Origin of the sequence: Streptomyces sp. NPDC059443 (assembly GCF_042750105.1) — a bacterium.
Lineage (GTDB): Bacteria > Actinomycetota > Actinomycetes > Streptomycetales > Streptomycetaceae > Streptomyces.
Window position 1 is genome coordinate 26,183 of record NZ_JBHYVM010000034.1, and the last position, 10,419, is coordinate 36,601.

Below are 10,419 nucleotides of genomic sequence, written 5' to 3' on the forward strand. Positions count from 1 at the left end.
TTCAGCCCAGGCGCTGGCCTCAGCCTTGGATCCAGCTCCAGCTCCGGCTATGGCTCTGCTCTTGGCCTAGGCCCGGTTTCCGATTCCGGCCTTGGCCCCGGGGCGGGCCCCAGCTCGGGTCAAGACGTGGGTTCCGGTTCAGGATCCGGGCTCAGCCCTGTCCTCGGCTCCGCCTCCGGCCTTGGCCTCGGTTCCGGTTCCGGCTCCAGCCTCGGTTCCGGCCTCGGTTCCGGCTTCAGCCCGGGCCCGGGCCCCGGCCCCGGCCCTGGCCTTGGGCTCGGCCTCAGCCCTGACCCCAGCCTCAGCTTCGGTCCGGGCCCCGGACGCGGTCCCGCCGTCCCAGTCGGCCAACCGGCGGCCCCCGTGCCTTCGCCGCTCCAGCGTGCGCTGTCGGAGGCGGCCACGCGGCCGGTCTCCCGGGCGGCCGCCCCCGGATTCCCGGATTCGCCCGGCCCGCAGCCATCGCCACCGCAACCACCACCGCCGGTGGCCCAGCGGGATACCGAGCCGTCACCGCCCGCCGCCGAGGCGCGGGACCCCGTACAGCCGATGCCGTCCCCGTCGTCGTCGACGGCATCGGCCCCGCCGCCACCGGCGGAGCCACCCGCCGAGCCCAGCACCGACGAACTCGTCCGCCGCCTCATCGGCCCCCTCGGCCGCCTGCTCCGCGCCGAACTGCGGCTCGACCGAGAACGAGCCGGCGTACGGCTGGACCCCCGCCACTAGGGCGGACACTCGCCAGACGGCCAGACGGCCAGACGGCCAGACGGCCAGACGGCCAGACGGCCAGACGGCCAGACGGCCAGACGGCCAGACGGCCAGACGGCCAGACGGCCAACCCGGAACCCGCCAACCCGAGCGCGCAAGGACCCGCCATGACCCAGCAGCAGGACCCCGCCGTCAGCGTGTGCTTCATGGTCGAGATCGACAACATCAGCCTCGGCTCCTTCAACAGCTGCGAGGGCCTCGGCTGCGAAGTCGTCATGGAGCAGCGCGAGGAAGGCGGCAACAACGGCTACGTCTGGCAACTCCCCACCCGCATCAAGTACTCCAACATCAAGCTCACCCGCCCCGTCACCCGCGACACCGAGCTGGTCACCCGCTGGCTCGCCGGCATGCTCGGCGGCATACCTCGCAAGACGGCCCACATCAGCGCCATGACCGTCGACGGAGCCGTCGTCGCCCGCTGGAGCCTGATGGACGTGGTCCCGGTGCGCTGGAGCGGGCCCTCCCTCAATCCGGAGACCGTCAAGGTCGCCACGGAGACCCTGGAGATCGCCCATCACGGTTTCCTCAACGCGGGCCGTTAGGGGAGGGCTTCGAACATGTCCTTGCAGCAGCCCGTCGCCTTCATCGCCTCCGCCTCCCCGGCCCCCGCCCCCACCTCCGCCGCCCCCGGAGGATCCGGCGGACCCCGCCCCAAACTGGAGCGCGCCTGGCTGGAGTTGCGCGAGCCGCCCGCCGACGGCGGGTCCGGGCCGGCCGGGCCGCGGATGGGGCGGATCGACTTCCAGTTCAATCCCAAGGAGCTGACGCTCGCCAAGTCCGCCCAGTGGGAACGCAAACCGGCCAAGGGTGCGGCCACCGCCGGCCCCGCCGAGTTCAAGGGGCCCGGGGCCGCCAAGCTGACCCTGGAGATGTTCTTCGACGCCACCGCCGACCAGGACGGCCGGGTGGTGGCGGCCGTGGAGAAGCTGCTCGCCTGCTGCGTGGCCACCCAGGAGACCCACCAGCAGAAGCAAGGGGTTCCGCCCTGGGTGATCCTGCGCTGGGGCGGCCTCACCGGGTTCGTCGGCTACGTCAGCCAAGTGCAGGCGAAGTACACGCTGTTCACCCCGGGCGGGATCCCGATCCGCGCCGTCTGCCAGGTGACCCTGGAGGAGCTCAGCGGGCCCATGCCCGGCCAGAACCCCACCTCCGGGGCGCTCGCCGCCCGCCGCGTGCACCGCGTGGTCACCGGGGACACCCTCGCGCTGCTCGCCTGGCGGGAGTACGGGGACGCGGCCGCCTGGCGGCACATCGCCGAGGCCAACGGCATCGACGATCCGATGCGGCTGCGGCCCGGCACCGAACTGCTGCTTCCAGGGGCCGAGGAGCTGGGCTGAGCCATGGCCGGAGAGAGCTTCGTCAACAGCATCGCCGTCGAGGTCGCCGGGCAGGCGCTGCCCGAGCCCGTGGCGCAGACGCTGGTGTCCGCGTACGTGGACGACAGCACCGAACTGCCCGATCTGTTCGTGCTGCGCTTCCGCGATCCGCACCATCTCGCCCTGCGCGCCGCCGGGTTCACCCTCGGGAGCCCGGTCAAACTCTTCGCGCGGGCGGCCGACGACCCGCAGCGGCAGCTGCTCGTCTCCGGGGAGGTCACGGCGGTGGAGATCGACCTCGACGCCACCGGCACCTTCACCGTCGTACGTGGCCTCGACCACGCGCACCGCTTCTTCCGGGGCCGCCGGGTCGCCGGCTACCGTCAGATGACCGCCTCCGACGTGGCCGTCCAGGTCGCCCGGCGGGCCGGACTGCCCGTCGGCTCCGTCGACGCGACCACCACGGTCTACGAGCACCTCGCGCAGCCGGGCATCACCGACTGGGAGTTCCTGCACCGGCTCGCGGACCTCGCGGGGGCCGAAGTCGGCGTACTGGAGGGCCGGTTCTTCTTCCGGGTCCCGGCCAGGGCGGAGGGCGCGCCCTCCGCGTCCACCCGCCCGCAAGCGAGCCCGTACGTACTGGAGTTCGGCCGTAACCTGCTGAGCTGCCACGCCTCGGTGACCGCCGCCGACCAGGTCCAGCAGGTGGAGGTGCGCGGCTGGGACGTCCAGGCGAAGGCCGCCGTCGTCGGCCGGGCTCCGGCCGGGCGCAGCGACCGGCTGGATCTCGGTCTGACCCCGCAGCAGGCCGCCGACGCCTTCGGTGAGGCACTGTTCCTGGCCACCGACACCCCCTACCGGACCCAGGCCGAGGCCGACCAGGCGGCGAAGACCCTGGCCGCCGACCTCGCCGGGTCCTTCGCGGAGCTGGACGCCGTGGCGATGGGCATGCCGAGGCTGCGCGCGGGCACCGCCGTCACCCTCACCAATGTCGGGGCGCCCTTCGAGGGCAAGTACACGATCTCCGCGAGCCGCCACGTCTTCGACCCGCAGACCGGATACCAGACCTGGCTCACCGTGGGCGGCCGCAACAACCGCTCCCTCCACGGCCTCGCCTCCGGCGGCTCCGGCGGCGGTTCCGGCGCGGGCGGCGACCGGGGGCGGATCGGCGGGCTGGTCAACGCGACGGTGACCGACACGAGGGATCCCGAGGACCGGGGCCGGGTCAAACTGGCCTTCCCCTGGCTGGACGGGGAGTACGTGAGCGACTGGTCCCGTACCGCCGGCCTCGGCGGCAAGGGCGGCGGCGGGATCTTCGGCCCCGAGGTCGGGGACGAGGTGCTGGTCGGCTTCGAACAGGGCCGCGTGGACCATCCGTACGTCATCGGCGGCCTCTACAACGGCCAGGACAAGCCCTCCGACCACGAAGCCCCGCTCGTCGACTCCACCAGCGGATCCACCAACCGCCGTTCCCTGGTGTCCCGTTCCGGCAACCGGCTGGAGCTGCTGGACTGCGCGCGCGGACCCAAGGGGGTCAGGCTGGCCACGGGCGACGGCAAACTCACCCTCCACCTCGACCAGCAGAACACCTCCGTCACCGTGCACAGCGACGGCACGGTCGAGATCGAGGCCAAGGACAAGGTGACGGTGAAGGCGCGGCAGGGCATCGCCATGGACGCGGGCACCGGAAAGCTCGAACTCAAGGGCCAGTCGGTGGAGATCACGGCGCAGGCCGGCGTGGAGGTCGACGGCGGCGCGGGCGCGGTGAAGCTCCAGACCAACGGCCAGGTGGACGTCAAGGGCACCACGGTCAGCGTCAACGGCCAGGCCAGCACCGAACTCAAGGGCGGCGCCAGCCTGTCGATCAGCGCCGCGCTCGTCCGCATCAACTAGCGAGACCCGAGCGAAGACCCGAGCGAAGACCCGAGCGAAGACCCGAGCGAAGACCCGAGCGAAGACCCGAGCAAGAACCACGAGAAGGCCCAAAGACCCAAAGACCCAAAGACCCGAGGACCCGAGGAGAACAGCGATATGCCGCCAGCCGCACGCGTCGGGGACCCCACCGGCCACCCCGGGGTGATCGGACCGCCCGGAGTGCCCACCGTCCTGATCGGCGGGATGCCGGCGGCGGTGGTGTCCACCCCGCACATCTGCTCCTTCCCGCCCCCCGCCGTCCACCCGCCCTCGGTCATCGCCCCGCCCGGCTGCCCCACCGTCCTGATCGGAGGCCTGCCCGCCGCCCGCATGGGGGACATGGCCGTCTGCGGAGCGCCGATCATCATGGGCGCCCCCACCGTCCTGATCGGCGGGTGAACCGGCCGTGGGGGAGCAGTTCATCGGCGCCGGCTGGGCCTTCCCGCTGCGGACCGACGCCACCGGAGCCATTGCCCTGGTGCGCCGCGAGCAGGAGATCGAAGAGAGCATGCGGCTGATCCTGGGCACCGCGCCCGGGGAGCGCCCCATGCGCCCGCAGTTCGGCTGCGCCATCCACGACCACGTCTTCGCCCCGGCCGACGCGGCCACCGCCGCGCAGATCGGCTACGAGGTCCGTACGTCCCTGGAGCGCTGGGAGCCCAGGATCCGGCTCGTCGACGTGACCGTCAGCTTCGACGCCGTGGAGGCCGGGACCCTCTACATCGACATCAGCTATGCCCTGCGCGGCTCCAACACCCCCCGCAACCTGGTCTTCCCGTTCTACGTCATCCCCGCCCACGACTCGCCCACCACTGCCGAAGGGAGCGGCGGCTGATGGCGCTGCCCCGCCCCAATCTCGACGACCGACGCTTCCAGGACCTCGTGGACGAGGCCAAGCGGATGGTCCAGCAGCGCTGCCCGCAGTGGAGCGACCACAACGTTTCCGACCCGGGCGTCACCCTCATCGAGGCCTTCGCCCACATGACGGACCAGCTCATCTACCGGCTCAACCGGGTCCCCGACAAGAACCACGTGGCCTTCCTCGACCTGATCGGTCTCACCCTGAACCCGCCCTCGGCGGCCCGCACCGACGTCACGTTCTGGCTGTCGGCGCCCCAGCCCGAGACGGTCCGCATCCGCGAGGGCAGCGAGGTCGCCACCACCCGTACCGAAACCGACGAGGCGGTGGTGTTCTCGACCGTACGGGAACTCGCGCTGGTCCCGGTCGAGTTGTCGGTCCTCGCCACAGCGACGGGCGCCGCGACGGGCGCCGCGACGACCACCGGGGCCGCGGGAGCCGCCGGAGCCACCGCCGCCACCGGTCCGGGAGCCGTTCCCACCGACCGGGGCCCCGAACTCGCCACCGGGCGCGGCGTGCCCTGCTTCTCCCCGGTGCCCCGCCCCGGCGACGCCCTCTACTTCGGGCTCTCCCAGGCCGCGCCCTCCTGCGTGGTCGCGCTGCGCCTGGACTTCCCCGTCGCCGGCCACGGCATCGACCCGGACCGCCCCCCGCTCGCCTGGGAGGCCTGGACCGGCGAGGGCTGGACCCGCTGCGAGGTGGACCGCGACGGCACCGGCGGGTTCAACCGGCCCGGTGACGTGCTGATCCAGCTCCCCGACCAGCACCTCGCCTCCGCCGAGGCCCGGCAGCGCGCCGGGTGGCTGCGCTGCGTGGTCGTCCCCCCGGCCGAGGGCCAGCGGACCTACTCGGCGGCCCCCTCCCTGCTCTCCGCCGAGGCGTTCACCATCGGCGGCACCGCCCCCGCCGTCCACGCCGAACGGGTCGGCGAGCAGCTCCTGGGCATCTCCGAAGGCGTCCCCGGCCAGAGTTTCACCCTCGACCGGGCCCCGGTCATCGCGGGCGGTCGGCCCTTCACCGTGGAGACGCACAGCACCTCCGAAGGCTGGGTGGACTGGACGGAGGTGCCCCACTTCGGCGAATCCGGCCCCGGGGACCGGCACATCGGCGTCGACAGGGCCACCGGCGAGATCAGCTTCGGCCCCGCCGTGCGCGAAGCGGACGGTTCGCTGCGCCAGTACGGGGCGGTCCCCGCCAAGGGAGCCCCGGTCCGCGCCCGCCCCTACCTCACCGGCGGCGGCCGGCACGGCAACGTGGCCCGCCGCACGCTGGGCGTGCTGCGCAGCTCCATCCCGTACATCGCCCGCGTGGAGAACCGCCGGGCCGCCGGCGGCGGGGTCGACGGGGAGGACGTGGCCAACGCCCGGCTGCGCGGGGCCATGGAGCTGCGCACCCGCGAACGGGCCGTCACCGCCGAGGACTTCGAGTACCTCACCCGCCAGGCCGCTCCCGAAGTCGCCCGGGTCCGCTGCGTCGAAGCCCCCGAGGCGGGTCCCGGCGGGGTGCGCGTACTCCTCGTACCGGCCGCCGAGGACGATGGCGAAGGCCGCCTGGACTTCGGCCGGATGGCCTGCCCGCCCGCCCTACTGTCCTCCGTGGCGGCCCACTTGGACGCCCGCCGCATGCTCGGCACCCGGCTGGTCGTCGAACCCCCCTACTACCAGGGCGTCACCGTCGTCGCCGTCCTGCACGCCGCCCACGGCATTCCGCCCGCCCGCGTCCAGCGGGCCGCGCTCGCCGCCCTCTACCGCCAGCTGAACCCGCTCACCGGCGGACCCGACGGCGCCGGCTGGCCGTTCGGCCGCGCCGTGCACACCGGAGCCGTCTGGGCCGTCCTCGAACAGGTGCCCGGGGTCGAGTCGGTGGAGAGCGTACGGCTCTTCCCCGCCGACCTGGAGACCCGCCGGCGCGGCGAACCCGCCGACCGGATCGTGCTCGGCCCCGGCTCCCTCGCCTTCAGCTACGACCACCAGGTCAGGGTGGAGCACCGGTGACCCGCCGCTTGGTCCCCGACCTGCCCTCCCGCCACCCGCTCGGGGCCCAACTGCCCGCCGTGTACGCCGAGGACGACCTCGCGCAGCGGATCACCGAGAGCCTGGACGAGGTGCTCGCGCCCGTGCTGGCCGTGCTCGACTGCCTGCCCGCGTACTTCGACCCGGGCCTGGCCCCCGCCGACTTCGTCGCCCTCCTCGGAGCCTGGGTGGGCGCCGACGGGGACGTCCCGGGCGCGGTGGCCGCCCACGCCCTGCGCGGCATCCGGGCCGGACTCGCCGAGCAGGTCCGCCAGGTCTTCGGGGTCACCCCGGAGATCGAGGAGAGCGGCGCCGCCACCTGGTCCGCGACCCCGGGCACCGCCCTGCCCGGCTCCGACCGGCCGTACCTGCTGGTGCGGCTGCGCGTGCCCGACCCGGCCGCCGTGGACACCGCCGCGCTGACGGCGTTCGTCGCGCGCGAGCGGCCGGTGCACCTGCCGTTCCGGGTCGAGGTGGTGCCGATTGGGTAGTGGGTTACTCATGCTGTGCGGAGAGTGAGCGGCCATCCTTGACCTGCTGTGCGTGGGGGAGGAGGCCGGGAATTGTCCGACCGCACTGCGTTTGTGCCCGTCGTCGCGCCCGTCGTGCCCATCGCGCCCGTCGTGCCCGTAGCGCCTGTCGTCCTGGCGACGCCGCCGATCCGTCCGACGCCGCCGATCCGTCCGACCACATCGGCCGTCCCGGTGGCCCCGGCCGTCCCGCTCGTCGGCCGGGGCGCCCTGACGCTCGTGATCGCGCCCGCCGGGTACGGCAAGACCACCCTGCTGGCCGGGGCGGCGGCCGCCTTCCCCGGGCCGGTCGTGCACTGGCGCCCCTGCCGGGACACCCGGGACGCGTCCACCGTGCTGGCCCGGCTGGCCGGGCTCGGCCGGACACGGACGGACCCGCCCGCCCCGTCGGCCCCGCCGACGGCGCCCACGGTGGAGTCCGTACTGCTGGACATCGAGCGCGGCCCCGCCCCGGTCCTGCTGCTGGTGGACGACGTCCACCTGGTGCACGGCAACCCGGCCGAGGCCGCCCTGGAGGAACTGGCCCGGCTCGCCCCGCCCGGCCGGCTCCGCGTGGTCCTGGCCGGCCGCAGGATGCCCGCGGTGAACCTCACCCGGCTCGAACTCGCAGACACCCGCCTGCTCACCGCCCGCGCCCTGCGCCTCGGCGAAGCCGCCGCGGCGGCCGCCTTCCCGGACGCCGACCCGGCCCTGCTCCGGCTCAGCCGCGGCTGGCCCGCCCTCATCCGCCTCGGCCAGGCCGCCTCGGCCGCCGGCCGGGACCCCCTCGACGCCCCCGCGCTGCGCACCTATCTGGACCGGGAGGTCCTCGCCGCCTTCCCGGACGAGGCGGTGCGAGCCCTGCGGTGCGGGACGGAGGAGCCGCCGGAACTGGCGGACGAGTACGGGGCGGAGGACTGCCTGCCCCTGCTGCGCGCCTACCTCGCGCGGCACCGTCCCGCTCCGTCCCGCCGCCGGTCCGCACCGGCGCCCCGGGTGTCCCGCCCTCCGGGCCCGGCCGGCTCCCCGGGCCCGGCCGCGTCCGGCGACCGGGCCCCCGAACTCCCGCTCGCCCTCCGCTGCTTCCGCCGCTTCGAGGCCACGCTGGACGGCCACCCGCTGGACTGGGGCGCGACCAGGCCGCGCGTACGGGCCCTGGCCCGGCTCCTCGCCGTACACGCCGGCCGCCCCGTCCACCGGGAACACCTGATGGCCGCCCTGTGGCCGGAGAGCTCCGCCCGCACGGCCGGCCACGGACTCCAGACCGCCGTATCCGCCCTGCGCACCGTCCTCGAACCGGGCCAGGACCGGGGGAGGGCGCGGGTCCTGGTCCGCACCGGGGAGGCCTACATGCTCGACCTCGCCCCCGGCGGCGGCTGCGACGTCCAGCACTTCGAGGCCGCCACCGCCCAGGGCCTGTCCGAAGCCGCCCGGGGCCACGCCGACCGGGCCGCCGAAGCGCTCGCCCGCGCGCTGCGCCTCTACACCGGCGAGCTGCTGCCGGAGGACGGCCCGGCGGAATGGGTGGTCCCGCTCCGGGAACACTGCCGCGGCGAGGCGGTCCGCGCCGCGCACACCCTGGCCGAGGTGGAACTGGCCCGCGACCACGCCGAGGCGGCGGTGACGGCGGCCGCCCACGCCCTGTCCCTCGACCCCTTCCAGGACGCGGTCTGGCGCCTGCTCGTCGAAGCCCACCGCCGCGCCGGCGACCCGGCCGCCGCCCGCCAGGCGGAACGCCGCCACGCACAGATCCTGGCGGCCCTGCGCTGACCTGTCACTCGGACCTCACCAGGACCTCACCAGGACCTCACTAGGACCTCACTAGGGCCTCTTGAAGAACTCGACCTCGCCGAGCGCGACGAGATGCCCGCCCTCAGCCCCGTACGCCCCCCGCACGGTGATCCGCAGCCGCACGACATCACTCACCGCAAAGTGGAAGCGCTGCTCCCCGGGCGCGTCGGCGAGCCGGACGGTCTTGTTCGTCGTCCGCCCGTCCTTGGCCACGGCCGTGAGCAGCAGGCTGCTGGGCCGCCCCTGCTGGAGGAACTTCTCCGCGACCGGCGAGGCCCCGGGATGCACGACGAGATCCAGCAGCCGCACGCCCCCGTCGAAGGAGACCTCCAGGAACTCTCCCTGCCCGGCCCCCTGCCCGGCGGACCCCTGGGGAGCCCAGTACCGGTCGGTGGTCCCGTCCACGGCCAGCGCGGCCTCGTGCCCCGGGGCCGCGCTGGAGGCCGTCACCCCGGTGGCATGCGTCAGCTCGGGCTTGGACACCCGGTCGCGTACGGACTCCACCGCGCCCAGGGCTTCGGCCCGGAAGGCGTACCCGGCGGCGGCCACCGCCAGGAGCACCACCAGCACCACCGCGAAGCGGGGCACGCGCCACCGGCGGCGGCGCCGGGGTCTCTCCCCGGCGGCGTGCGGCCGCCGGACCCGGCGGGCGAACAGGCGGCGCCACCAGGACGGCCGCACCGCGACGGGCGCGTCCGCGAGGGCGGCTCCGCACCGGCGGCAGTACCGCCGCGCGGGCAGGTTCCCGGCGCCGCACTGCCCGCAGATCAGCTCCCCGGGCCGCGGCGCTTCCTCCTCGGCCTCCACGGTCCGCCGCTGCGACGCGGCGGCCTCGGATCGGCCCGGCTGCACCGCCCGGTTGGGCGGCCGGGTGGGCATGGGCGGCACGACGGGCCCGGCCGCCGGGGTTTGCGGAGCGGGGCCCGGCTGCGCGATCTGTGGGTCTCCCCACTCCAGGAACGTTCCGCAGTTCCCGCAGAACTGCTCCCCGGGCTCACAGCGCGTCCCGCACACCGTGCAGTTGGTCACCCGTCCATGCTCGCCAGGGCCCCCGGCGCCCCCAACCCCCGCCAGGGCACCCCGGCATCCCCCCGCCCCTGCCCTTTAGGGCAGGGATAAGCGGGGTCCGCCGAAACGCCCGGGGGGGGGCGGGCGCGCCCCCCCGACCAGGGGACGGCCGCGCGGCGCTCCCCCCCCCCCCCCGCTCGCGCCAGATCCCGCGTCGGAGCCACACGCACACCCCCGCCACC

At 74.8% G+C, this 10,419-nt stretch carries 10 protein-coding genes; 9 read left to right on the forward strand and 1 reads right to left on the reverse strand.

Features of this window, described 5'->3' with window-relative positions; genetic code table 11:
* The first annotated feature begins 486 nt into the window (after positions 1-486).
* The 9 genes from ACFXDJ_RS27890 to ACFXDJ_RS27930 all read left to right on the forward strand — a co-directional run bounded on the left by ACFXDJ_RS27890 (position 487) and on the right by ACFXDJ_RS27930 (position 9,148).
* Positions 487-726 (forward strand): hypothetical protein, encoded by a 240-nt coding sequence (locus ACFXDJ_RS27890; RefSeq protein WP_384654825.1) that lies wholly within the window; start codon positions 487-489, stop codon positions 724-726.
* A gap of 149 nt (positions 727-875) precedes the next feature.
* Positions 876-1,310 (forward strand): phage tail protein, encoded by a 435-nt coding sequence (locus ACFXDJ_RS27895; protein WP_384654828.1) that lies wholly within the window; start codon positions 876-878, stop codon positions 1,308-1,310.
* Between the two features lie 15 nt (positions 1,311-1,325).
* A complete protein-coding gene (locus ACFXDJ_RS27900) occupies positions 1,326-2,105 on the forward strand; it encodes a LysM peptidoglycan-binding domain-containing protein (RefSeq protein WP_384654830.1) in 780 nt (259 codons plus the stop codon).
* A 3-nt stretch (positions 2,106-2,108) separates the two neighbouring features.
* Complete coding sequence (locus ACFXDJ_RS27905; protein ID WP_384850689.1) at positions 2,109-3,977, forward strand: VgrG-related protein; 1,869 nt, start codon at positions 2,109-2,111, stop codon at positions 3,975-3,977.
* Positions 3,978-4,115: 138 nt separating this feature from the next.
* Entirely contained in the window at positions 4,116-4,397 is a 282-nt protein-coding gene (locus tag ACFXDJ_RS27910) for a PAAR domain-containing protein (protein WP_384654836.1), read from the forward strand.
* Positions 4,398-4,404: 7 nt separating this feature from the next.
* Positions 4,405-4,833 (forward strand): GPW/gp25 family protein, encoded by a 429-nt coding sequence (locus ACFXDJ_RS27915; protein WP_384654839.1) that lies wholly within the window; start codon positions 4,405-4,407, stop codon positions 4,831-4,833.
* Positions 4,833-6,851, forward strand: coding sequence for a putative baseplate assembly protein (locus tag ACFXDJ_RS27920; protein WP_384654841.1), 2,019 nt, complete (start codon positions 4,833-4,835; stop codon positions 6,849-6,851). The genes ACFXDJ_RS27915 and ACFXDJ_RS27920 overlap by 1 nt, the downstream gene beginning before the upstream one ends.
* Positions 6,848-7,360, forward strand: a complete 513-nt coding sequence (locus ACFXDJ_RS27925; protein WP_384850692.1) for a phage tail protein — start codon at positions 6,848-6,850, stop codon at positions 7,358-7,360. Before ACFXDJ_RS27920 ends, ACFXDJ_RS27925 begins: the two co-directional genes overlap by 4 nt.
* 72 nt (positions 7,361-7,432) lie before the next feature.
* Entirely contained in the window at positions 7,433-9,148 is a 1,716-nt protein-coding gene (locus ACFXDJ_RS27930; protein WP_384850694.1) for a BTAD domain-containing putative transcriptional regulator, read from the forward strand.
* 51 nt (positions 9,149-9,199) lie between these two features.
* Here ACFXDJ_RS27930 and ACFXDJ_RS27935 read toward each other — a convergent pair whose 3' ends face one another.
* A complete protein-coding gene (locus tag ACFXDJ_RS27935) occupies positions 9,200-10,198 on the reverse strand; it encodes an NADase-type glycan-binding domain-containing protein (protein ID WP_384850697.1) in 999 nt (332 codons plus the stop codon).
* Positions 10,199-10,419 lie beyond the last annotated feature (221 nt).